The sequence below is a fragment of the Paenibacillus chartarius genome, assembly GCF_042432825.1.
Taxonomy (GTDB): Bacteria; Bacillota; Bacilli; order Paenibacillales; family NBRC-103111; genus Gordoniibacillus; species Gordoniibacillus chartarius.
The window spans coordinates 68,909-92,306 of record NZ_JBHLWN010000110.1 but is presented as its reverse complement, the minus strand read 5'-3'; the positions used below and the strand labels follow the sequence as shown (position 1 = coordinate 92,306).

Sequence of the window (23,398 nt, the reverse complement as noted above, 5' to 3'; positions counted from 1 at the left end):
TTCTTTAAATACGTTGTTTCGTTGTCTCACTTCCGCCGCCCCCCTTGAATTAATAGTACCTAATTTCCCTAGATACTCTCCAATCCAATTAGGGGGCTTAATAGGAAAAGGAGCGTGGAGGTCGCAACAAGGCCCAAAAGGGCGTTGTTGGAGGCGGAAAGGAGCGGGGAGGGCCGCAACAAGGCCCAAAAGGGCGTTGTTGATGGCGGGAAGGAGCGGGAGGGCCGCAACAAGGCCCAAAAGGGCGCTGTTGAAGGCGGAAAGGAGCGGGGAGGTCGCAACAAGGCCCAAAAGGGCGTTGTTGAAGGCGGATAGGAGCAGGGAGGTCGCAACAAGGCCCAAAAGGGCGCTGTTTGGAGGCGGAAAGGAACGGGGAAGCCGCAGCAAGGCCCAAAAGGGCGTTGTTGGAGGCGGAAAGGAGCGGGGAGGTCGCAGCAAGGCCCAAAAGGGCGTTGATGGAGGCGGAAAGGAGCGGGGAGGGCCGCAACAAGGCCCAAAAGGGCGTTGTTGGAGGCGAAAAGGAGCGGGGAGGCCGCAACAAGGCCCAAAAGGGCGTTGTTGGAGGCGAAAAGGAGCGGGGAAGCCGCAACAAGGCCCAAAAGGGCGTTGTTGAAGGCGGAAAGGAGCGGGGAAGCCGCAACAAGGCCCCATAGGGCGTTGTTGATGGCGGAAGTAGCGGGTAGGCAGAAGACTGTCCACATGTACGGCGAATATTTGACACTGATAATCATTATCACCTAACATAGTAAGCAACCCTACGTGTACAAGGAGAGACGATAAGGTGGTACCGACACCAAGACCTTCGAACGGGCAGCTGAACCTGCAATTTCTCGAAGCGGCCGAGTACTCCGTCGAGCCTGGCAGCAGCGTGGAGCTCGGCAATGCCGACTATCATGCATTCGCCTTCGTCACCCGAGGCAGCGTGCACGTCCGTCTGCCGCAGCAAGCCCATACGCTCACGGCGAAAATCTCGTACGGAGAGCTCGTCTATCTTCCTGACCATACCATATTGACCCTTCAAAATGCGGACAAACAAACGGCACAGCTCATCGTCATCCGTTTTACGGCGGAGGGCCGGCCGGCATCCTCCGTTCAGGCCTGGTTCGGGCAGCGTGCGGCGCGGACCCTGCAGCGCATCCGAATGCCTCGTGTGTACGGCTGGGTGCAGGAGCTGGTAAACGAGTCGAAAGATAGGCCTTCCGGCCCGTTCCTGATTCAATCGTATTTGTACGCCATGATGGCGGAAATGACCGATGCGGCCGCTTCGCCGAAGGCGGACAACGAGCTGATCGACTATGTCATACAGGTCAAGAACAGCATGCTGGAGCAGTATCAAGCCGATCTGGATATGGAAGAGCTGGCGCGCCTGTCAGGAGCGAGCAAAGCCCGCTTCTACGAGCTGTTCCGAACGTATACGGGCTTAAGTCCGCTCAAATTCATCACAACGGTGCGCTTGAAGGAATCGCTGCGCCTGTTGTCCAGTCAAGCCTTAACGGTCACGGAAGCCGCGCATGCCGTCGGTTATGCCGACGAGCTGTACTTCAGCCGGCTGTTCAAGAAGCACTTCGGCATCTCGCCGACCGAATTCGTTACGGCCGCCAAGCTGCGCATCGCTTGTCTGACGCCCGTATTCACCGGCGACTTCAGCGCTCTCGGCATTACGCCGGTCGTCACGCTTCCAAGAGGCTGGGCGGAAGGAGACCGGAGTGAGGCGTACATGCGAAGCATAGAGCAGTGCTCCCCGCAGCAAATCTACACATCGCCGATTCCGGAGGACTTGCAGCGGAGGCTCGCGGAGCTCGCACCGGTCATCGTTATGGAATGGAAGGGGTACCCGTGGAAGGAGCGTCTCCGGGACATCAGCCGGGGGGTAGGATTAAGCGTCCTCATGGAACGGTGGCTCGATTATTTTCATAAGAAGGTGGACAACGCCCGCAGCCTTACGCTGAAGCGGCTGGGCGGGGAGCCGTTCCTCGTGGTCAGTGTATATCCGTCTTTATACCGCGTGTACGGCATGCAGCGCAGAAAAATACAAGATCTGTTCTACGGCGACCTGGGCGTGACGCCTCCCGCAGCGCTGACGGATATCAGCTTCCTCGACACCCCCTCGCTCGAGACCATTGCCGAGCTGGATTGCAGCCGGGTCATCTTCCTTCTCCCGCAATCGGCGCCCGATGACGAATGGATGCGGCTCGAAAAGGAGTGGCATCAGGTTCAGCGGAAGCAGCCGGCCAAACCGTGCATGTTTCTCAGACACGAAGACCCTCTTCTATACAACGCAAGCTTCTATGATAGTCTGGTCGATGCCTATGTCGATGCCCTGATGTCATACCGGCTGTAGAAATGTCCATACCGAATAAAGAAATGTCCATTCTCATCTCGAGCGTGGCGAGTAAAATAAATATCGATGATAATGATTATCAGTCGCGACAAACAACACAACATGAGGGGGAATAGGATGAGGCTTTGGCATTTGCTTGCGGCGCTGATCGTGCTGTCCATCGCTTCCGTCTTCATCGGCGTTAAGGACATTTCCCCCGCGGACCTGCTGCGCCTGAACGAGGAACAGCTGCAAGTGCTGCTGATTTCCAGGATCCCGCGGCTCATCAGCATCATCATTGCCGGCGTGAGCATGGGGGTGGCGGGCCTCATTATGCAGCAGCTCAGTCAAAATAAATTCGTATCGCCCACGACCGGAGGGACGGACGATTCCGCCCGATTGGGCATGCTGGTCATCCTGATTTTGTTTCCGGCGGCGCCCCCCATGCTGAAAATGCTGGGCGCCTTCTCCTTCGCGCTGGCGGGCACGTTCGTCTTCATGAGGCTGCTGGACAAAATCAAATTCAAGGACGCCATGTTCATTCCGCTGTTAGGGCTTATGTTCGGCGGGATCGTGACGTCGATCGCCACCTTCCTTGCGTATCAATACGACTTGATTCAGAGCTTGACGGCTTGGCTGCAGGGGAATTTTGCCCTCTCGATGAAGGGGCGCTACGAGCTGCTCTACGTCGGCATTCCGGTCGTCATTCTGGCTTATCTGTACGCGAACAAATTTACGATTGCCGGAATGGGCGAGCAGTTCGCCGTCAACCTGGGTCTTAATTACCGCAAGGTTGTCAATCTCGGGCTGGTGTTAGTCGCGCTGGCATCGTCCGTCGTGATGGTCACCGTCGGAACGATTCCGTTCCTTGGTCTCATCATTCCGAACATCGTCACGCTGTATTTGGGCGATCATTTGAAAAAGGTACTGCCGCATACAGCCTTACTGGGAGCCGTGTTCGTCCTGTTTTGCGATATCCTCGGCCGGGTCGTCATTTACCCGTACGAAGTTCCGATCGGTCTTACTGTGGGTATATTGGGAAGCGGCATGTTTCTTTATTTACTGTTGAGGAGAAAGACCCATGACATTTCGAGCTAAGCTGGCACTGCTGACCGCGGCGGCCCTGGCGGCGATCCTTCTCTTCATGTTCATCGGCGTTGGACGCAATTGGGAGTATGTGCTGGAGCGCCGAGCCTGGAAAATCGCGGCGATGCTCCTGACCGGAGGCTGCATCGCGCTGTCGACGATCATTTTCCAGACGATTACGAACAACCGCATCTTGACCCCGAACATCATCGGTATGGATGCGACCTATATGCTGGCACAGACGGCGGTTGTGTACCTATTCGGCTCCGCGAGCAGGCTGCTGGTCGACAACGAGATCAATTTCGTGCTGACGCTCGTCCTGATGCTGTTATTTACGGGACTGCTCTATAGGCTCATGTTCAAACGGGAAGGCAGGCATCTGTATCACTTGATTCTCGTCGGGATCGTGCTCGGCACGCTGCTGGGAAGCGTAACGACCTTCATGCAGGTGCTCATCGATCCGAACGAATTTCTGGTGCTGCAGGGGCGTATGTTTGCCACGTACAACCAGGTGCAGGGCAAGCTGATCTTCGTCGGGGCGATCGTGGCAGGGCTCGTAATGCTGTATTTTGCCCGTTATGCCAAGTATTTGGATGTGCTTTCTCTGGGAAAAGAGCACGCGGTTAATGTCGGTGTGGATTACCCCAACGTGGTCAAGCACCTGCTGATCGTGATCGCTGTGCTCGTCTCGGTAGCGACGGCGCTCGTTGGCCCGATGACGTTCCTCGGTCTTCTGACGGCGAATGTCACTTACCAGCTCATGAGAACATACCGGCATTCGCTTTTGATTCCGGCTTCGATCCTCGTCAGCATCATTGCGATGGTCGGCGGACAGATGATTGTGGAGCGGGTATTCGGTTTAACGGTTACGCTGTCGGTTGTCATCAATCTCATCGGCGGCGTGTACTTCCTATATCTATTGCTCAAGGAGAACAAAGCATGATCGAGGTGAAGCAGGTAACGAAAGCCTATGGCGGCAAGCGCGTAGTCGATGACGTATCCGTATCCATCGCCAAGGGGCGCATCACCGCATTCATCGGGCCTAACGGCGCAGGAAAAAGCACGCTGCTGTCCGTCATCAGCCGATTAGCCGACAAGGATGCCGGCGAGGTGTATATCGAAGGCAATCCGATCGGTCAGTGGAAAAGCCAGGAGCTTGCCAAAAAACTCTCCATTCTGAAGCAAACGAACCAGATCAACGTCCGAATTACGGTTCGCGAGCTCGTGGCGTTCGGCCGCTTCCCTTATTCGCAGGGACGGCTCACTCCGGAGGACTGGAAGCATGTCGATCAGGCTATCGCTTACATGGAGCTGCAGGACCTTCAGCACAGTTACCTGGATCAGCTCAGCGGCGGGCAAAACCAGCGGGCCTTCATCGCGATGGTCATTGCGCAGGGCACCGACGCCGTGCTGCTCGACGAGCCGCTGAACAATTTGGATATGCGGCATTCCGTTCAGATTATGAAGGTGCTGCGCCGGCTGACGGATGAACTGGGCAAGACGGTCGTCATCGTGATCCACGATATCAATTTCGCATCCTGTTACGCGGATCATATTGTGGCGTTAAAGAACGGCAGGGTCGTGCGCGAAGGCCCCGTCCAGCAGATGATCGACACGGACGTGCTCCGCGAGGTGTACGATATGGACATTCCCGTTCAGGTCATTGACGGAAATCGGATTTGTAATTATTTTACATAAAACTAAAGATGAGGTGCAGGAAAATGAAAAGAAAAGTCTCGCTATTGGTAAGTTTGCTTGTAGGATTGATGGTGCTGCTCGCAGCGTGCGGAGGTACGGATAGCGCAAGTACAAGCGGCGCCGGCGGTGCCGCTGCGACTGGAGCCGCTCCGGCTGCTGCGGTGGAAGAGCTGACGATCAAGCATCAGCTGGGCGAAGCCAAGGTAAAGAAAAATCCGAAGAAGGTTGTCGTATTCGATTACGGCGCGCTGGACTCGCTGGATAAGCTGGGCGTTGAAGTGACCGGGGTCGTTCAGCAGTCGCTGCCTGCCTACCTGGCGAAGTACAAGGATAAGAAGTATCAAAATATCGGTACGCTGCAGGAGCCGGACTATGAGAAGCTCAGCTCGATTCAGCCGGATCTGATCCTGATCTCGGGTCGTCAGCAGACCGCCTACCCGGAGCTGAGCAAGCTGGCGCCTACGGTATACGTCGGTGTCGATACGAAGCGGTACATGGATTCATTTAAGGAAAATATGAAGCTGCTGGGCCAAATCTTCGGTAAAGAAGCTGCGGTGGAAACCGAGCTGGCTGCGATAGAGAAGTCGGTGAAGGACGTGCAGGCGAAGGCGGCTGCCAGTAACAAGAATGCATTGATCATTTTGGCTAATGAAGGGGCGATCTCCGCGTTTGGTACGGGCTCCCGCTTCGGCCTCATTCACGACGTGCTGGGCGTTCCCGCTGTCGACAAGTCGATCCAGGTGACTACGCACGGCCAAAGCATTTCCTTCGAGTTCATCGCAGAGAAAAATCCGGATTACTTGTTCGTCGTCGACCGTAACGCCGTTGTGGCGTCCACCGCTCAAGCCAACGCGAAGTCCTTGGTAGAGAACGAGCTCGTGAAGAAAACGAAGGCCGCGGCAAACGGCGGCATCGTGTATCTCGATCCGAGCTATTGGTACTCCTCCGGCGGCGGTCTTGTGTCCGTGGCGGCCATGATCGATGAAGTAGCGAAGGCGCTTAAATAAGTTTGCAAAGGATTCCCGCCCGAATTTGGGGGTGCACCGGAAAAGTCCATGTTTTGTTGCTGAGCTGCAACGGAACATGGACTTTTTTCAATCTTATACCCCCATTCGCCACATAATGGAAGTTGTAAATATCCGTATCGAAGAGTTCTCATTGAACTACCTGGTAGGATAGTGAAACCATTTGGCGAATACATCGTAATCAATGGTTTCTAAAGCTTAGAACTTTAGGAGAACGCCATATGAAGAAGTCAGTAAATATTCTCTGTTTGGCCATGATTCCGACTATTGTAACCATGTTTTTATTAGTCGAATTCTTCTCTTATACAGGTCTTGGAAGAATTGTGAGCATTCCTGCAACAGTATTTCTTAATATTACTTTCTTTATATTGTTTCTAATGTTCACACGAAATTTCAAATCGAGGTTGCTCAAATGTTTATTATGGATTGCTGCCATATTATTCAGCGTGTTATCGGCGGTAGTTTTACATCCCCAGGAATATTTGCCGAGCGTAGTAACGCAACTTTGGGAACTGATGGTTTATAGCACACTATTAGGTTTTAACATAGCCTTTATGTAAAACTGAGAATGGGAAAGCGGCACACTCTCGTTCGATTCAGCCTGTTGGCAAAAAACTTACGAAGACGCGCGGCGGATCGACGTTTCTTTGCCAGCAAAAGGTGGATTTTTTTGCGAACGCGCATTCGCAAATTTGTGTTAAAATCATGCTATAGCCAATTTGACACCACTGTGCCCGTAGCATAGACTGAAGGTACTATGCGTGCTGCAGCGCTAGCTGCAGGCGCAGTCAGAGCGGAAGCGGGGGACAGGCTTGAAGGTCGATATTAGCGGTTGGAAGCATGTGTTTAAGCTGGATCCGGACAAGGAGCTGACGGACGAAGCGCTGGAGCGCATTTGCTTGTCGGGGACCGATGCGGTGCTGGTCGGCGGATCGAGCGGAGTGACGTTCGACAATACGGTCGATCTGCTGGCGCGCATCCGGCGCTACGAGGTGCCGTGCGTGCTGGAGCTGTCGACGCGCGAGGCGGTGGTGCCCGGCTTCGACATGTCGTTCCTGCCGGTTGTGCTGAACGCCCGCGATCCGGAATGGATCGTCGGCCAGCATCATAAGGCGCTCAAAGAATACGGAGCGATCATGGACTGGGACGAGCTGCTCACCGAGGGCTATGTCATCCTGAATCCGGACTCGACGGCCGCCCGCGTAACGGAAGCGGATACGTCGCTCGATGCGCGGGATGTGGCCGCTTATGCGCGGATGGCGGACCGGATGCTGCGGATGTCCATATTTTACATCGAGTACAGCGGTACGTTCGGTGATATGATGCTGGTGCGCAAGGCGCGGGACGTGCTGACGCAGGCGCGTCTGTTCTACGGCGGCGGCATCGACAGCCTGGAGAAGGCGGAGCAGGCGGCGGAGGCGGCGCATACGATCGTCGTCGGCAACGTCGTGTACAGCGATTTGGAGACGGCGCTGAGCACGGTGCGGGTGAAGAGGCAGTAAGAACATTTCTTGTGGCGAAGGAGGAATGAGGCTTGAAGCGGAAGCTTTCGATCGTCCTCATGACAGTGGTATCGCTGCTGCTTCTGTACACCGTAGGCAGATTTGTTCAGGAACGTATCGATGCGCTCGCCGGAGCGACGCAGGCCGCCGGCTCGTATACGCTGAAGCATTTCGGCAGCGAAGAGACGATGCCGGTTCCGATTGGCGACGGCAAGCCTGCCGCCCTTATTTTTTTTGCGTCGTGGTGTCCATATTGCAATCAGGATGCGGCCAAGATCGTCAAGCTTCACGAAGTTTACGAGGATCGGGTTCATATCTTGGGGATCAATCCGGCCTACAGGGACGATGAAGACGAGGTTCGCAAATATATCGACAAGCACCGGATCGACTATCCGATTCTGACCGATGAGGTTGGAGGCTTGTACGACAACGTATATGAAAAGCCGGGCTTTCCTTCTGTATTCGTATACGACAAGGACGGCAGGCTGGTATCCAAAATCGTCGGCGCCACGACCTATGAAAGACTGGATGCGGCGTTTCGCAAGGGGCTTGAAGGCGCGCGATGAAGGCCCTCATGATTTCTACTCTTAAAGAAGGAGCACTCATACTACTATGGCTGGAACAGTTAATATATTAGAAGCAATTCAAAAGCTCAATCCCCAGCAGCGCAAAGCGGTCGAAGTCGTCGACGGCCCGCTGCTCATTATGGCGGGAGCGGGTTCGGGCAAGACCCGCGTTCTGACGCACCGGATCGCCTATTTGATCGGGGCGAAACGCGTGGCGCCGTGGAGCATCCTGGCGATCACGTTCACGAACAAAGCGGCGCGCGAGATGCAGGACCGGGTATCCAGGCTGGTCGGATCGAACGGACGCGACATCTGGGTCTCGACGTTCCACTCGATGTGCGTGCGCATCCTGCGCAAAGATATCGAAAGGATCGGCTATACGTCCAACTTCTCGATTCTCGATTCCGGCGATCAGCTGTCCGTCATCCGTTCGTGCTGCAAGGACCTGAACATTGACACGAAGAAGTTCGAGCCGAAGGCGATCCAGGCGGAGATGTCCACGGCGAAGAACGAGCTGGTCGATCCGGATCGGTACGAGGCGAAGATCGGCGATTATTTTCAAGGCTTGGTGGCCAAAGTATACAAAATGTACCAAAAGAAGCTGAAGGCGAACAACTCGCTGGACTTCGACGACCTGATCATGAAGACGATCGAGCTGTTCAAGACGGTGCCGGAGGTGCTGGAGTTTTACCAAAACAAGTTCCAGTACATCCACGTCGACGAGTATCAGGACACGAACCGCGCGCAGTACATGCTGTGCCAAATGCTTGCGGACAAGCACAAGCGGATTTGCGTCGTCGGCGACAGCGACCAGTCGATTTACCGGTGGCGGGGCGCGGATATTACAAACATTCTCAACTTTGAGAAGGATTATCCGAATGCGACGACGATTTTGCTGGAGCAGAACTACCGTTCGACGGCGAATATTTTGGAGGCGGCCAACAGGGTCATTGCGAACAACACCGGACGCAAGCCGAAAAACCTGTGGTCGGACAAGCCGGGCGGCAGCAAAATCCGCCTGTACCAAGCCGACTCCGAGCACGAGGAAGGATATTTCATCTGCGGCGAGATCAACCGGGCCAAACGTAACGGCAAGCGCTACTCCGACCATGCGATCCTGTACCGGACGAACGCGCAGTCCCGCGTGATCGAGGAAATTTTGATCAAGTCGGATATTCCGTATCAGATCGTAGGCGGCATCAAATTCTATGACCGCAAAGAGATTAAGGATATTTTGGCGTATTTGCGGCTTGTGTCCAACCCGGATGACGATATTTCGCTCGCTCGCGTGGTGAATGTGCCGAAGCGCGGCATCGGCGACACGACGATGGACAAGCTGGGCGAGGAAGCGGGGCGCCGCGGCGTTTCGTTATTCGCTCTGCTGGGGGACATTAACTCGGTGGCGGGCATTCAGGGCAAGACGAAGAACGCTTTGGAAAATTTCTACGACATGATCTCGAACCTGCATCAAATGGTCGAATATTTGTCCGTAACGGAGCTGACGGAGAAGGTGCTCGAGATGTCGGAGTACCGCATGGAGCTGCAGCGCGAGAATACGCTCGAGTCCAAGGCCCGCATCGAAAATATCGACGAATTCCTGTCCGTGACGATGGACTTCGAGCAGCGCAACGACGACAAGTCGCTTGTGGCGTTCTTGACGGATTTGGCGCTGATCGCGGACATCGATACGATGAACGATAAAGATGACGACGAGGCGCAGAAGGATTCGGTCGTGCTCATGACGATGCACAGCGCGAAGGGGCTGGAGTTCCCGACGGTGTTCATCATCGGCATGGAGGAGGGCGTCTTCCCGCACAGCCGCGCGTTCCAGGATAACGACGAGCTGGAGGAGGAGCGGCGCCTTGCTTACGTCGGTATTACCCGCGCCGAGGAGGAGCTGTATTTGACGTGCGCGCGGATGCGCACGCTGTTCGGGCAGACGAAGTCGAACGCGCCTTCGCGGTTCCTGCACGAGCTGCCGAAGGAGCTCATCGAGCAGCTCGGGCCGGGCGGCGACCGGGGGAGCCGCGCGAGCGCGTGGGGCTCCGGCGGCGGGATCGGCGCCGGGTACTCGGGCGCTGCGTCTGGACGCAGCAGCGGCGGGTTTGGCGGCGCCGCAGCAGGGCGCAGCGGATTCGGCGGCGCAGCCGCCGGCAGCGGGCTCGCGGCGCGCACCTCGGGAGCTGCCCCGGCAGGGGGCAGCGGGCTCGCGGGCTTCGGCGGCGCTGCGCGGCCGAAGCCGGGAGCCGCGCCCGCCCCGGGCGGCGCGGTTGACTGCAAAGTGGGGGACAAAGTCTCCCACGGCAAGTGGGGCGTCGGCACCGTCGTCGCGGTCAAGGGCTCGGGGGACGACACCGAGCTGCAGATCGCGTTCCCGGCGCCGACCGGCGTGAAGCGGCTGCTGGCCAAATTCGCGCCGTTGTCGAAGGTGTAGTCTGAGCTGGGGCAGCCCGGTTCAGACAAGAGTTCAATCGCAGCATTGCGGCAGTCGTTCTATCGGCTGCTGCGGCTGCAATTTACATAGACGAAGTTCCACCTTCTCACGAGAGGATGAGTTTCCGATGGCCATCGACGCCATGACCGAAATGCAGCAGCTCATCGAGACGATCAACAAGCATAATTACAACTATTACACGCTGGACCGGCCGACAATCTCCGATAAGGAGTGGGATGAGCTGTACGACCGGCTCGTTCAGCTTGAGCGCACGACGGGCGTCGTGCTTCCGAATTCGCCGACCAACCGTGTCGGGGGAGAGCTGCTGAAGGGCTTCGAGCCGCACCGCCACCTGGCACGGCTGTGGAGTCTCGACAAAGCGCAAAATATCGACGATCTGAAGGCGTGGCTTGCCCGCGCGCAGAAGCTGATTAACGATTACAATACGCGCAACGACGACCAGCCGCCGCTGCCGGAACCGAGCTTCGTTGTGGAGCTCAAGTTCGACGGCCTCACGTTGAACCTGACGTACGACGGGGGCCAGCTCGTTCAAGCGGCGACGCGGGGCAACGGCACGGTAGGCGAAGGCATCCTCGCACAAGTGCGCACGATTCGCTCCATTCCGCTGACGATTCCGTACAAGGACGGGATTATCGAGGTGCAGGGCGAAGGCATGATGCTGCTGTCGGTGCTGGAGAAATACAACGAAACGGCGGCGGAGCCGCTGAAGAATGCCCGTAACGCGGCGGCCGGCGCGCTCCGCAACCTGAACCCGCGCGTAACCGCAGAGCGTAAGCTCACGGCGTATTTCTACAATGTGGGCTACAGCGATAACGTTACGTTCCGGAACCACAAGGAAATGATCGACTTCCTGCACAATAACGAGTTCAAGGTGAGCCCGCATATCCACTACTACGATACGATCGAGCAGGTAATCGAAGCGCTTGAGGCGATCAACGCCCAGCGCAAGAGCCTCGACTTCCTGATCGACGGCGCCGTGATCAAGCTGACGGACATGCGTACCCGCGAGGTGCTCGGCTATACCGAGAAGTTCCCGCGTTGGGCCGTTGCGTTCAAGTTCGAGGCCGAGGAAGTGACGACGACGCTGCTGGACGTTATATGGGAAGTAGGCCGCACCGGCAAAATCACCCCGGCCGCCAAGCTCGAGCCGGTTGATATCGGCGGTGTCACTGTCCAGAATGCGACGCTGAACAACATCGGCGACATCGAGCGCAAAAATTTGAAGTTCGCCATCGGCACGGAAATATTCCTTCGCCGGTCCAACGACGTCATTCCCGAGGTGCTCGGCAAGGCAACGGAGGAGCATGACGGAAGCGAAGTCGTCTATCCGACGCATTGTCCGGCGTGCGGCACCGAGCTGGAGCAGCGCGGCGCACACTTGTTCTGCCCGAACCGGCTTGGCTGCAAGCCGCAGACGATCGGCCGCATTGCGCACTTCGCTACCCGCAACGCGATGGACATCGAGACCTTCAGCGATATGACCGCGACGCAGCTGTATGAGGAGCTTGGCGTTCGCGACCCGGCGGACTTGTACTACTTGACCTTCGATGATCTGATTAAGCTGGACCGCTTCGGGGAGAAGAAGGCGAACAAGCTGCTCGATGCGATCGAGAAGAGCAAAACCCGCGACCTGGCTTCGTTCCTCAACGCACTCGGCATTCCGAACACCGGCCAAACGACGACGAAGGTGCTCGCCGACCACTTCCGCAGCCTGGATGCGGTCATGAACGCTTCGACGGAGGAGCTGCTGACGATCCATGACGTAGGCAGCATTGTTGCGGAGAGCATTTATAATTACTTCCGCGACCCGATTGTGCAGGGCAACATCCAGCGCATGCTGCAGGCCGGCGTCGCGCCTCGCAGCGAAGAGCCGCGAGCCGCCGCCGCGAGCCCGGACAACCCGTTCTTCGGCAAGACGGTCGTATTGACCGGCACCTTGCCGACGATGAGCCGCGACGAGGCGGCGAAGAAGCTGGAGGCGCTCGGCGCCAAGGTGTCCGGCTCCGTTTCGAAGAAGACGGACTTTGTCATCGCCGGCGAATCGGCGGGCAGCAAGCTGACGAAGGCGCAGGAGCTCGGCATCCGAATCATCGACGACGAGAACGAGCTGCGCAGCATGCTGGGGGAAGCCTGAGGCTGAGCGGCTGAACGGGATCGGGAGATAACCGGCTGTGGATGCCCAGACGCCAACAATAAATAGCTGGCGGCAAACAAACGCCGGCACGTAACCGCCCTTGCGGATCATGATCAACATGATGCCGCAAGGGCGGTTTTGTTTTACCGGTTGGATGAATGGCGGCGGTTCGCGGGCGTTGTTTTGCCTGATTGCGGGAAATAATAAGGAGGCCCTGGCATGACAAACAACCAAGAAGAGAGGCGGTCACCGCATGACGTACACTTGTCACTATTGCGAGAAGGGTATGGACAACGGGCACAGCATCACCTTGTATAGCAAGGACGGGACGGAAGATCGGTTCGAGGTGCTCTGCACAGACTGTTACAGGGATTGGTTGTTATCGCTGAAAGGGTAAGGGAAAGGCTCCTCCTTCGATGATGCGAAGGTAGGAGCCTTTCTTTATACAGAGCCGTTTTTTGTCGTATTCCATCGATTTATTAAGTCACAATACCTAGGTTCGAGCAGGAATCGACCGGCTGCTAAAGAATATAGTTTACATTAGCTTATTGCAGTGCAGAAACAGCGGAACTCCTGATCATGACCTGAATGGGGCAGTGCAGCTATGGGGGGAAATGGGCGACGTGAGCATTAGGCTGCATCAAGTAATCAAGACGTTCCAGACGGCGGAACATGCATATACGGCTCTTAAGGGAATCGACTTATCGATAGAAACGGGAGAGTTTGTGGCCATCATCGGTAAATCGGGCAGCGGCAAATCGACGCTAATCAACATGATGACCGGTATCGATACGCCGACGTCAGGAACGGTAACGGTTGAGGGGATCGATATTACCCGTTTGCGGCGGGGGCAATTGGCCCAGTGGCGGGGACGGCGGATGGGGATTATTTTTCAATTTTTTCAGCTGCTGCCGACATTGACTCTGCTGGAAAATGTTATGCTGCCGATGGATTTCTGCGGCATGTTTACGCCGAAGGAACGGCGGAGCCGCGCGTATGCTTTGCTGGAGCAGGTCGACATGGCGGAGCATGCGCATAAAATGCCGGCGATGATCTCCGGCGGTCAGCAGCAGCGTGTCGCCATCGCCCGCTCGCTGGCCAATGACCCGCCGATCATCGTCGCGGACGAACCGACGGGAAGCCTCGATTCGAAGACGGCGGATTCGATATTCGGGCTGTTCGCACGGCTTGTTGAGAACGGTAAAACGGTCGTCATGGTAACGCATGATAACGATTTGGCGAAAAAGGTTCAACGTTCGATTATCGTTGCCGACGGCGAGATCGTCAATGAATACGTGCTCCAAGCGCTGCCGAATCTTGATGTGGATATGCTGACGCACCTGCATGCCGTGCTGCAGCGGCTAAACTACGCTCCCGGCGAGGTCATTGTTCGCGCCGGAGAAGAAGGAGACAAGGCGTACATCATCACGAAGGGGAAGGTGAACGTCTATATGCCGCGGCCGCCCGGCGAGGACGTGCACGTCGCGACACTTGAGGCGGGGCAGTATTTCGGCGAAATTGCCTTGATGCGAGGAGGCCCTAGAACGGCAACCGTGCGTGCGTCGGAGCATGGCGCCGTTGAGCTGATGGCCCTGGGGAAAGAGGCCTTCGGCGCCGTCATCGGCAGCTCCTCGCTGACCCGGCAGGAGATGGATCAAGTCATCCGCCAGCGCCTCGAGGAGCTTAGCCGAATGGGAGCTGAAGGCTATGATCGTTAAACCGAGATGGCTCAAAGTTTTCCGCGACGTCAGGAGCAGCAAGGGCCGCACGGCGCTTGTCGTGCTCTCGATCGCCCTCGGCGTGGTGGGCGTCGGCATTATCGGCCAGACGCAATCCGTGCTGATGCGCGGTATGGCGGATAGTCTCGCCGCCGCCAATCCGGCTTCGGCAGCCTTGCAGACCGATCCGTTCGACAGCGAAACTGCGAAGGCGGTGCGCAAGCTGCCCGGAGTTGCCGACGTGGAAGCGCGAACCGGTCTGAACGTACGGATCGCTCCGGATCGCGGCGAGCTGAAGCCGGCAGCGGAGCAGTGGCGCAGCATGTGGGTTATGGCGTTTGACGATTTCTCCGCGGTCTATATGGATAGGATCGTTCCCGCTCAGGGAGATTGGCCGCCTGCCGAAGGCGATATCGCCATCGAGCAAACAGCGCTCGATTATGCCGGAATATCTGTGGGCGACAGGGTCTGGATCGAGCTTCCCGACGGCCATACGGAGCGTCTTCGCGTGACCGGAGCGGTTCGGGACGCAGGCCGGATCCCGGCCTCGCTGTCCGGTGTCGTCGTCGGATATATTCAAAGCGATACGCTCGAGACTCTGGACGTTCCGAAGCAGTATAATTTGCTCGCCTTTCAGCCTTCGGGGGATAAAACGGACGCCGATACAATTCAGAAAGTCGCGGGCTTGATTCGAGACGAATTTGCCGATCGGGGCATCGCCGTGCACACAACGGATATGCCGGAGCCCGGGAAGCACTGGGCCTACGATATTGTCGATTCGATGAACTACATTTTGCAGTCGATGGGATTTCTGGTTCTTGTGCTGGGATCCACGCTCATCGCAAACACGATGCTGGCTACGCTGTCGGGACAGCTTCGCCAAATCGGCGTTATGCAGGTGATCGGGGCTACACGCGGCGACTTGTTTCGCATGTATTTCGGCAGTATTTTCATTTATAGCTTATTTGCACTGGTCCTCGGCATTCCGCTAGGCCAGCTTGGTTCCAGAGCGTTAACCTCGCATTCCATCAGCATTATGAACTTCGACAGTGCCGGATACGGTGCAGCCAGCCATGTCGTGCTGCTGCAAATTGCGGTCGGCATCGTGATCCCTCTGCTTGCCGCACTGCCGCCGATCCTAAGCGGCACGCGGATCAGCGCTCGCGAAGCGATTGCGGGAGGCGCATCCGGTTCATTCCGGCGGAGCTTCATCGACCGGCTGCTGGAGCGGGTGCGCGGATTGCCGCGTCCGCTGCTGCTGTCGCTGCGCAACACGTTCCGCAAGAAGAGCAGGCTGCTGCTCACGCTCGTTACGCTAGGAGTTGGCGGTGCTATCGTCATTTCCGTCATCAGCGCCTATGATTCCATGCAGCTGTCGCTCGACAATTCGCAGCGTTATGTTCGTTACGATGTGCGAATGGTGATGTCCGAGCCTCAGCCCAACGCGGACATCGCCCGGATAGCCGCACAAGTGCCGGGAGTGGTCCGCTGGGAGATGTGGGGGCGTCATTTCGCCAACCGCGTGCGCCCGCAGGGCGGAGAGAGCCGCGACTTGATGGTCGAAGGAATTCCGGTTCAATCCGGGCTGGTCGAACCGATTGTGATGAAGGGACGTTGGCTTCAGCCTGGCGACAACAATGTCCTCGTCGTCGACTCTAACGTGCTCCGCTATGAACCGGATCTTGACGTTGGCAGCGAAGTGCGGCTGAAAATGGGCGGCAGCGAAAGCGTATGGACGGTCGTCGGTCTGGTGCGGCGCTTAGCCGGCGATGTGACCCTTTATGCGCCCGATAAGGCGCTTGCGGAAGCGGCGGGAGACGGTGCGAAATCGTCCCTGCTGCAGGTTGTCACGGAAGACGGCAGCCGATCGGGGCAGGCACGCGTTGCCGAAGCGCTGCAGACGAAGCTGAAGGATAAAGGTTATGGATCGGCTTCGGCTGTGCTCACTTCGGAGCTGAGGCAGGTGCAGGAAAACAGGCTCGGCGTCGTGATGGCCTTTCTGATCGTAATGTCGGTGCTGCTCACGCTGGTAGCGGCGATCGGACTGATGGGAACGATGAGCTTGAACGTTCTGGAGAGGACGAGGGAGATCGGCGTCATGCGCAGCATCGGGGCCGGCGACCGTTCCGTATTCGGCATCATTATCGCGGAAGGCTTGATCATCGGGCTGATCGCCTGGATAGTGGGCACGCTGCTTGCCGTTCCGCTCAGCAAGCAGCTTAGCGACGGAATCGGACGTTCCATCTTTTATGCGCCGCTCGATTATCGGTTCTCGGTTTTCGGAGTTATGTTCTGGTTGGCGGGGGCGGTGCTGATTTCGGCGGCAGCCAGCTTTATGCCGGCATGGAACGCCTCGAGACTTGCGGTGCGAGACGTGCTTGCTTACGAATAAAACAGTGCTGGGAATTGGGGTGGCGTATCGGGATGAAAAGGCAATGGTGGCTGGGGCTTTTTGCGCTTTTGCTGGTGGCGGCCGGCGGAGGCTTGTATGTGCAAAACGGCGGAAAAGGAGAAGCGGTAAAGACAGTCCGCGCCGCTGAGGCCGATCTGATCCAGTACGAGCAGGCGGACGGGAAAGTGAAGGCGAAGGAGGAGCACGGGTATTACGCTCAAACCGCCGGAAAATTGCTTCGTGTTGATGTCAAGGCCGGCGATCCGGTGACAGAAGGACAGCTGCTCGCCGAGCTCGACCCCGCGGATACCGCGCTAAGGCTGCGCCAGCTTCAGGCCCAGCTTGAGCAGGTGCAGGCGGATTGGAATAAAATCAGCCGGGGACCTAAGCCGGAAGAGGTGAAGGTGCAGGAAGAGAGCGTCTTCCAGGCGCAGCTCAAAGTGAATGAGTCGACAAGGGCCTGGAACAAAGCGAGAAACGATTACGATGCGGGGACAGTGACGAACGAAGAGCTGCAGCAAATCGAAAACGAGATGAAGCTGGCTCAATCCGCTTTGAATATTGCACAGAGCAAGCTTTCGCTGCTTAAGCAAGGCCCGGACGCGGCCGATGCTGCCGGGTACGAGGCAAAGGTCAAAGACATTCAGGCGCAGCAGGACATGCTGAATAGAGAACTGGCCCATATGCGGATCGCAGCCGACGCCCCCGGTACGGTTACGGAACTCTTCGTACAGGAAAATCAATTGGTGGATGCGGGAACGAAGCTGCTGGCGGTATCGGATCTGTCCCGGCTGGAGATCGAAGCGGAAGTGAAAGAAACGCTCATCTCCAAAGTTTACGTTGGCCAGCAAGCCGTCATTCAAGGCTCAGCGCTCGGCAGCGATACCTACCTGGCCCATGTCGTGAAAATCGCTCCGTCGGCGGCGCCTTCGCCGACAAGCACGGACAAAAAGCCGGTCGTTACCGTCACACTCGCATTGGATAAGGGCTCCGCAAAGCTGCTGCCCGGCTACAACGTCGACGTTAACTTCGAAACCGGCAGGGCGGCAAATGCCTTGCAGGTTCCGTATTCGGCCGTTAAGCAGAACGCCGACGGCACCAGCTATGTATGGACCGTTCAAGAGGACAGAGCCGTTCGCACGCCGGTGGAGACCGGAATGAAAACCGAGACGTTCATCCAAGTGAAGCAAGGGCTGAGGGCGGGCAGCGCCGTGATCGCAAAGCCGTCGGATACATTGAAAGACCGGCAAAAGGTGTCCGTCAACCCGTAGCGAGAGGCTTGATAACAGCAATTAGGAGCACAGCGCCTGCTGTGCTTTTCATTTTACCCATTCAGAAATTTAAAATCTGAGAGGGTTATTGAACAAATCGGTTAATGTAAACGTGCAGCCAATTTGATTATTAAGAGGTCATCAGAGGCGATAGCTGTAAATGTACAGGCATCTTTGCAATGAAGGGGCGATTATGGACGTTCCAGCTTCAAATGCCTGCACATTCGCCGTAATCGAGCTTTTCCGGTGGGGCGACATGAGCCGCCAAAGCAGAAGTGCCGGAGGCAGAACCTCCGGGTTTTCGTCATATACGAGACTTTATATAGGGCTCCGGAAACGGAGCGGGCTTTATTACGGACGGCCGGAGGCAGGCTGACTGCTGGAAGCGAGCGCCTGCAGCTTGCGCGGCGGCACCAGCAGGCGGAACGAGGCCCCCCGCCCCGGCACACTGGCGGCCTCCAGCTGGAAGCCGTGTTTACGCGCAGCGGCAAGACTGTACGTTAGCCCGAGGCCGAGCCGATTCGGGTCGGCCGTTCGGGTTGTAAAGAAAGGCTGCCATATATGGGGTAAATGTTCGCTTACTATCCCGGGTCCGTTGTCACTCACTTCCAGCACGAGTCCCCGCCGATCGCGCTCCAGCCGAATATCGATCAGGCCGCCCTGCGGCGGAACGGCGTCGAGCGCATTGACCAGCAAGCAGCGGACGAGTTCTCTCAGCTGCCCCGGGTCGCAGCGCACGACGACATGCAGCTCCGAGCGAAAACGGACGGCCGCCCCCTTATGTTCGGCATAAGCCGAGCAATCGGACACAGCGCCGCGGATGAGCTCGTTCATGCTGTAAGGCTCCTCCTGCGGAGGGGTATCCTCCAGATGAAGCTGCGCATGGCGCAAGCGGGTTCGAAGCAGCTCGATGTCCGTTTGCGATGGTAGCGAGGCGGTTGGAGCTTCATTTTCGTCGAAACGAGAAGGTTCATCATGCACGGTTGGCGTCAGATACGCATCCACCGTGCGGTTCAGCAGCGACATTCCCCGGGCGGCAAGCTGTACGGCCTCCGCTTCCACGCGGCGCTCCCAGGCGATTGTTCTGCGGTTTCGTCCAAGCTGGGCCGCCAGAGCGGGCAGCAGACAGAGTGCGAACACCGTGCCGATCACGAGAGCGTCGCGCAGCCCTTGCACCGTTGGAAACCAATAATGAAAGAGCAGCAAACCGAGCGCGATCGGGACGAGCAGCCAAACGGCACCGGATTTATAGGGCCGCCAAGGCTGGGCGTAAGCGAGCATCGCTTTGCCGAGCAGCAGCAGGACCGTCCCTGCCAAATAAGCGGAGCACCAGCTCAGGAAAAATGGATGCGTCAGCTGCAGCACGCCATTCTCTGCAAATGCAAGCGTCATGACGGGCGGAGCGAGCAGCGGCAGGCCGATCCAGCGGAGCAGCTGCGGCCGACGCCAGTCCAGGGAGGCGAGCCCTGCCATGATCAGCGTATAAGGCATGCCCGTTTCACGGATAAACGTCAGCACTTGCACCGCAAATTCCGTGTAAGGCGATGGAGGGCTCAGCAGCTGAACCAAAGAGGACGCTTCGAACAAACCGGCGAACAGAAAGCAGAGAGCGATCCACATGGCGGCCGCGTCTCTGCGGGCAATGAGCAGGGCGGCTGCGAGGATCAGCTTGATCGGAAGCAAGATAAGCGGCGCGAGCATCGGTGAACCCTCCACATTACTGGACGTAGCAGCTGGTATCGTTCGGATTGATTTTCACCCAGCCGCTCTTGGTCTTCCTTGTAAATAAAAGCAGCACCCACCACCGCGGCAGCAGCAGCCATACATGAAAAAACAGCAGATCGAGCAGCGCGTCGGCCGGCAGCCACGGGTACAAGAGCCCGACGGCGGCCAGTCCGATCCACGTTAGGTGCCGCTGGACGCGGCGGAACAGCCCCAGCGGGGCAAAGCCTTCAGGGAGTACGCCGTTCCAGAGCACTCCGAACCGCCAGCCCCAGACGGAGGCGGTGCCGCCGGTCATCATCCAGAGGCGAAGCCGGGTAATGACGGCATGGAGCATGAGCACTCCGAGCGCTGCACCCGGCAGCCATATCCATCCCCCGCGCAGCGATTGGGCGAAGGCGAATAGGGCGAGCAGGGCCCAATAGGGTGTGATGAGAAGAAGAGAGTGACGGACTTTTTTGACCAGCTTGTAGCTATAAATTGTTGAATCTCCTGATAGGGACGAGTGAGTCAATAGCGGACAACCTCCGAAGGAACCGTACGGCTCCGTATGGAATACAATGGACTATATCCTTATATCGGCGAATTCGTAAAGAAGATTGAGAGTCAAGTAGTTTACGAGTGTGCAAGATGGGGCATGATAGAAGGAAAAGGAAGAGTCGAGGTGATGGCTATGGAAGAACAGCGGGCGCCGGCGCCATGCATGATATGCGGTCAGGAGCGGACGGATGGGATCCATATTTTATACGGCTTCATTTGTCAGGATTGCGAGACCGAGATTGTAAGGACCGATGTGGCGGATGTCAAATATCCGTTCTTCGTACATCAGATGAAGCAGATTTTCTATAAGAAAGACGCATAGGAAACAGGATACACTTCCGGCAGACGGTGCGGGAGCCGCAAGCTGCGGCCCGCCAGGGACGGCGCTTGGCGCTTTTCGGGATTCTGCGCGGGGGTGTTTTTATTTTGCCCCAATGATGCGGGTGAGCTGGAACGCCGTACGGGCGGGATGGACCGGGGATTCCGCGGCCGAACGGGACAGGAATGGCCGGATGAGATATAATGGGACTGATTGGCCATGTTCTATATATTGGAGGGGCCGGAATGTTTACGCGAACGGAAACTATGCGGCAATTTTTGCAGCGTTACCCGCTGCTGAGTTTGATTATTGCGGTGAATGCTGCCGTGTTTCTTTATACGCTTTTGCGGTTTGGGGAGGATCAGCCGGAGGCGGTGTATGTGTATGGCGGGATTTTGCCGGATGCCTTGGAGCGGGGGGAGCCTTGGCGCTTCGTGACCTATGCATTCCTGCATTCGGGATGGATGCATGTGATCATGAACGTAGTGTTTATGATTATCGTCGGGCCGCCGCTCGAGTACATGCTGGGCCGTCTCCGGCTGTTTGCTTTGTTCGTTCTGTCCGTGCTGACGACGTCGGGGCTTGTGTTTGTCATCGGCAACAGTGCAGGCGTCGGGGCTTCGGGCTTCGGCTACGGGCTGCTCGGCACGCTGGCCGTAATGGCGCTGCGGCGCAAGGATTTGCTGGACCGCGCTTCTATCCAAATCGTATGGGGCTGGATTATCGTAGGCTGGCTTGGAACGTTCATCATGCCGGGCATTAGCGTGCAGGGGCATCTGGGCGGCTTTCTCGGCGGGCTGCTGTTCGGGTTGCTGGGGGTCGGTCCGAAGGCGCGATTGACGCCGTGGGTGCCGGTGCCGCCGCGCCGGAGCGTTCCGGCATCGGATGATGAAGCCTTCGGTGGAGCCGGGCTTAACGATGAGGAGGAACGGCGCCATGACCCTCGCTAATGAAGCTCGGGCGCCTTTGTTCGAGGCGCTCGTTCGGCATGCGGAGGCGGGACATGCGTCGTTTCACGTGCCGGGGCATAAGTCCGGTCAAGCGGTAAGGGAAGCGGGCTTTGCTGGGGGCGCAGGAGGCTCGCCTGGAGCGGACCGGCTGGACAGGGAGGACGGCGATTGGCTTGAAGCGGAAAGACGGTATTACGATGCGCTGCTGAGACTTGACCTGACCGAGATTACCGGCCTCGACGACCTGCATCAGCCGGAAGGGGCGATTCGCGAGGCGGAGGAGCTGGCGGCCGAATGCTTCGGGGCGGCGCGTACCTTTTTCCTTGTTGGCGGCTCTACTGTCGGCAACCAAGCGATGATCCTATCCGTCTGCGGCCGGGACGAGCTGCTGCTCGTACAGCGCAACGTTCACAAATCGGTGCTGCACGGGTTGATGCTGGCCGGAGCGCGGGCCGTATTCCTGCCGCCGAAGCTCGATCCGCTGACCGGGATTGCGGGCGGTGTAGAGATCGCGGATGTCCGCGCTGCGCTGGACAAGTATCCGGAAGCCCGCGGGCTGCTCGTGACGAATCCGAATTATTACGGGATGGCCGCCGATTTGCGCGAGCTGGCCGAACTGCTTCACGCTTATGGGAAGCCGCTCTTGGTGGATGAAGCGCACGGGGCGCATTTCGGCTTCCATCCGGAGCTGCCGCCATCGGCGCTCGCTTGCGGGGCTGATCTTGTCGTTCAGTCGACGCACAAGATGCTGACCGCCATGACGATGGGCGCGATGCTGCATGTCGGGCGGGCGGACAGCGGTATGGTCGGGAGCGGGGGGCATCATGGACCGGTATCGGAGCGGGAGTTGAGGCGGACGGGGGCGGCGAATGCGGATAGCGCGGCGGGCGAGGTTGTGACGGCGTCTGTGCCTGTCAAGCCGTCGCCGCGCGTCGACGTGGCCGCCGTAGCCCGTCTGCTTGCAATGCTGCAGAGCTCGAGCCCGTCGTATCCGATCCTCGCCTCGCTGGACCTCGCCCGCCGCCGGGTGCATACGGCGGCGGGCCGCGCGCAGCTGGCGCGCGGGCTCGCGGCCGCGCAGTCCGCGCGGCGCTGGCTCCGCGAGCAGCCGTGGTACGGCTCGCTCGCAGAGGAAGGCGCATCGCCCCCTGGCCGGGGCGATGCGCTCGACCCGTTCAAGGTGACGGTGTGGGACGCCACCGGCACCTTGAACGGCTACGCGCTGCAGCGCGAGCTCGAGCGGCTCGGCTGCTTCGCCGAGCTGGCTACGCCCGAGCATGCGCTGCTCGCGTTTGGCCCGGCGTCCACCGCGGAGGACGCCGCCCGCCTGTGCGCCGCGCTGGACGCGGTCGCGCGGCGGCACGGGCTGCCGGACCGCCCGCTGCGCGGTCCGGGGGCCAGGCCGCTGCCGTTTCCGGCAGCGGCTTCGGCGGAGCCGGTCCGCTTCGCGGTGACCGGCCCCGCCGCCGGCGGCAGCGTGCGCCGCGTGCCGCTGCACGCCGCCGCCGGCCATGTCGCCGCGGCGATGGTCGTGCCGTACCCGCCCGGTATCCCGGTGCTGTACCCCGGCGAACGGATTACGCCGGGTACCGCCGCTTACCTGCAGCAGCTCGCTGAGCAGGGCGCCCGCTTTCACGGTACGCCGAGCGGCAAGCTGACCGAGCTGGACATCATCTCAACCGACGAGGGGACTTAACGCC

Annotated in this window: 17 protein-coding genes; 15 read left to right on the top strand and 2 right to left on the bottom strand. The window is 58.2% G+C overall.

All coding sequences use genetic code 11. From position 1 onward, the window contains the following. The first annotated feature begins 781 nt into the window (after positions 1-781). From ACFFK0_RS27650 to ACFFK0_RS27595, 12 genes are all read left to right on the top strand, one after another. Positions 782-2,341, top strand: coding sequence for a helix-turn-helix domain-containing protein (locus ACFFK0_RS27650; protein ID WP_377474080.1), 1,560 nt, complete (start codon positions 782-784; stop codon positions 2,339-2,341). A 117-nt stretch (positions 2,342-2,458) separates the two neighbouring features. Continuing rightward, on the top strand, positions 2,459-3,418 hold the full coding sequence (locus tag ACFFK0_RS27645) for an ABC transporter permease (RefSeq protein WP_377474078.1): 960 nt from the start codon (positions 2,459-2,461) through the stop codon (positions 3,416-3,418). Continuing rightward, entirely contained in the window at positions 3,402-4,349 is a 948-nt protein-coding gene (locus ACFFK0_RS27640; RefSeq protein WP_377474076.1) for an iron chelate uptake ABC transporter family permease subunit, read from the top strand. The genes ACFFK0_RS27645 and ACFFK0_RS27640 overlap by 17 nt, the downstream gene beginning before the upstream one ends. Next, positions 4,346-5,104: an iron ABC transporter ATP-binding protein gene (locus ACFFK0_RS27635; RefSeq protein WP_377474074.1), complete on the top strand. Its 759-nt coding sequence runs from the start codon at positions 4,346-4,348 to the stop codon at positions 5,102-5,104. Before ACFFK0_RS27640 ends, ACFFK0_RS27635 begins: the two co-directional genes overlap by 4 nt. Positions 5,105-5,127: 23 nt before the next feature. Then, entirely contained in the window at positions 5,128-6,111 is a 984-nt protein-coding gene (locus ACFFK0_RS27630) for a siderophore ABC transporter substrate-binding protein (protein WP_377474072.1), read from the top strand. 830 nt (positions 6,112-6,941) lie between these two features. Beyond that, on the top strand, positions 6,942-7,631 hold the full coding sequence (pcrB, locus tag ACFFK0_RS27625) for a heptaprenylglyceryl phosphate synthase (protein WP_377474070.1): 690 nt from the start codon (positions 6,942-6,944) through the stop codon (positions 7,629-7,631). A 32-nt stretch (positions 7,632-7,663) separates the two neighbouring features. Further along, positions 7,664-8,197 carry a TlpA family protein disulfide reductase gene (locus tag ACFFK0_RS27620; protein ID WP_377474068.1) on the top strand — a complete coding sequence of 178 codons (534 nt, stop codon included), beginning with the start codon at positions 7,664-7,666 and terminating at the stop codon, positions 8,195-8,197. A 46-nt stretch (positions 8,198-8,243) separates the two neighbouring features. After that, a complete protein-coding gene (gene pcrA / locus ACFFK0_RS27615) occupies positions 8,244-10,631 on the top strand; it encodes a DNA helicase PcrA (protein ID WP_377474066.1) in 2,388 nt (795 codons plus the stop codon). Positions 10,632-10,758: 127 nt separating this feature from the next. Then, entirely contained in the window at positions 10,759-12,786 is a 2,028-nt protein-coding gene (ligA, locus tag ACFFK0_RS27610; protein WP_377474064.1) for an NAD-dependent DNA ligase LigA, read from the top strand. 623 nt (positions 12,787-13,409) lie between these two features. Continuing rightward, complete coding sequence (locus ACFFK0_RS27605; RefSeq protein ID WP_377474062.1) at positions 13,410-14,504, top strand: ABC transporter ATP-binding protein; 1,095 nt, start codon at positions 13,410-13,412, stop codon at positions 14,502-14,504. Further along, positions 14,494-16,896, top strand: a complete 2,403-nt coding sequence (locus ACFFK0_RS27600) for an ABC transporter permease (protein WP_377474060.1) — start codon at positions 14,494-14,496, stop codon at positions 16,894-16,896. The genes ACFFK0_RS27605 and ACFFK0_RS27600 overlap by 11 nt, the downstream gene beginning before the upstream one ends. A 32-nt stretch (positions 16,897-16,928) precedes the next feature. Continuing rightward, a complete protein-coding gene (locus ACFFK0_RS27595) occupies positions 16,929-18,167 on the top strand; it encodes an efflux RND transporter periplasmic adaptor subunit (RefSeq protein ID WP_377474058.1) in 1,239 nt (412 codons plus the stop codon). A gap of 351 nt (positions 18,168-18,518) precedes the next feature. On the opposite strand, the gene ACFFK0_RS27590 is transcribed toward ACFFK0_RS27595, so the two are convergent. Together ACFFK0_RS27590 and ACFFK0_RS27585 are read right to left on the bottom strand one after the other, a co-directional pair. Then, positions 18,519-19,868: a sensor histidine kinase gene (locus ACFFK0_RS27590; protein ID WP_377474056.1), complete on the bottom strand. Its 1,350-nt coding sequence runs from the start codon at positions 19,866-19,868 to the stop codon at positions 18,519-18,521. Between the two features lie 16 nt (positions 19,869-19,884). After that, positions 19,885-20,403: a hypothetical protein gene (locus ACFFK0_RS27585; RefSeq protein WP_377474054.1), complete on the bottom strand. Its 519-nt coding sequence runs from the start codon at positions 20,401-20,403 to the stop codon at positions 19,885-19,887. 159 nt (positions 20,404-20,562) lie between these two features. Between ACFFK0_RS27585 and ACFFK0_RS27580 the strand changes: the two genes are divergently transcribed. The 3 genes from ACFFK0_RS27580 to ACFFK0_RS27570 all read left to right on the top strand — a co-directional run bounded on the left by ACFFK0_RS27580 (position 20,563) and on the right by ACFFK0_RS27570 (position 23,394). Continuing rightward, entirely contained in the window at positions 20,563-20,751 is a 189-nt protein-coding gene (locus ACFFK0_RS27580; protein ID WP_377474086.1) for a sigma factor G inhibitor Gin, read from the top strand. A 242-nt stretch (positions 20,752-20,993) separates the two neighbouring features. Continuing rightward, positions 20,994-21,698 carry a rhomboid family intramembrane serine protease gene (locus tag ACFFK0_RS27575; RefSeq protein ID WP_377474052.1) on the top strand — a complete coding sequence of 235 codons (705 nt, stop codon included), beginning with the start codon at positions 20,994-20,996 and terminating at the stop codon, positions 21,696-21,698. Then, entirely contained in the window at positions 21,685-23,394 is a 1,710-nt protein-coding gene (locus ACFFK0_RS27570; protein WP_377474050.1) for an aminotransferase class I/II-fold pyridoxal phosphate-dependent enzyme, read from the top strand. Before ACFFK0_RS27575 ends, ACFFK0_RS27570 begins: the two co-directional genes overlap by 14 nt. Positions 23,395-23,398: the final 4 nt, after the last annotated feature.

Bases quoted from the DNA above. Each gene is read 5' to 3' on its own strand.
- ACFFK0_RS27645 (WP_377474078.1), top strand. From the start codon at position 2,459: ATGAGGCTTTGGCATTTGCTTGCGGCGCTGATCGTGCTGTCCATCGCT.
- ACFFK0_RS27640 (WP_377474076.1), top strand. From the start codon at position 3,402: ATGACATTTCGAGCTAAGCTGGCACTGCTGACCGCGGCGGCCCTGGCG.
- ACFFK0_RS27635 (WP_377474074.1), top strand. From the start codon at position 4,346: ATGATCGAGGTGAAGCAGGTAACGAAAGCCTATGGCGGCAAGCGCGTA.
- ACFFK0_RS27630 (WP_377474072.1), top strand. From the start codon at position 5,128: ATGAAAAGAAAAGTCTCGCTATTGGTAAGTTTGCTTGTAGGATTGATG.
- pcrA (WP_377474066.1), top strand. From the start codon at position 8,244: ATGGCTGGAACAGTTAATATATTAGAAGCAATTCAAAAGCTCAATCCC.
- ligA (WP_377474064.1), top strand. From the start codon at position 10,759: ATGGCCATCGACGCCATGACCGAAATGCAGCAGCTCATCGAGACGATC.
- ACFFK0_RS27600 (WP_377474060.1), top strand. From the start codon at position 14,494: ATGATCGTTAAACCGAGATGGCTCAAAGTTTTCCGCGACGTCAGGAGC.
- ACFFK0_RS27595 (WP_377474058.1), top strand. From the start codon at position 16,929: ATGAAAAGGCAATGGTGGCTGGGGCTTTTTGCGCTTTTGCTGGTGGCG.
- ACFFK0_RS27590 (WP_377474056.1), bottom strand. From the start codon at position 19,868: ATGCTCGCGCCGCTTATCTTGCTTCCGATCAAGCTGATCCTCGCAGCC.
- ACFFK0_RS27580 (WP_377474086.1), top strand. From the start codon at position 20,563: ATGGAAGAACAGCGGGCGCCGGCGCCATGCATGATATGCGGTCAGGAG.
- ACFFK0_RS27575 (WP_377474052.1), top strand. From the start codon at position 20,994: ATGTTTACGCGAACGGAAACTATGCGGCAATTTTTGCAGCGTTACCCG.
- ACFFK0_RS27570 (WP_377474050.1), top strand. From the start codon at position 21,685: ATGACCCTCGCTAATGAAGCTCGGGCGCCTTTGTTCGAGGCGCTCGTT.